Annotated in this window: 1 pseudogene; it reads right to left on the bottom strand. The window is 61.0% G+C overall.

Annotated features, from left to right (window positions below):
- Positions 1 to 231: pseudogene (locus RRF55_RS28165) on the bottom strand (S-(hydroxymethyl)glutathione dehydrogenase); the annotation flags it as partial.

Genomic DNA, 231 nt, shown 5'->3' with positions numbered 1-231 from the left:
GTCACCCGGCTTGACCTTGGCGGTGTTGAGCACGGCACCGATACCGGTAGTCACGCCGCAGCCCAGCAGGCAGACCTTTTCCAGAGGGGCTTCTTTCTGGATCTTGGCCACCGAGATTTCCGGCAACACCGTGTACTCGGAGAAGGTCGAGGTGCCCATGTAGTGGAACAGTTGCTGGCCTTTGTAGGAGAAGCGCGTGGTGCCGTCCGGCATCAGGCCCTTGCCTTGGGT

The organism is Klebsiella sp. K47 (assembly GCF_051858335.1).
Classification (GTDB): Bacteria; Pseudomonadota; Gammaproteobacteria; order Enterobacterales; family Enterobacteriaceae; genus Klebsiella; species Klebsiella pneumoniae.
The sequence above is the reverse complement of the archived record's forward strand: the minus strand, read 5'-3'. Positions and strand labels throughout refer to the sequence as shown.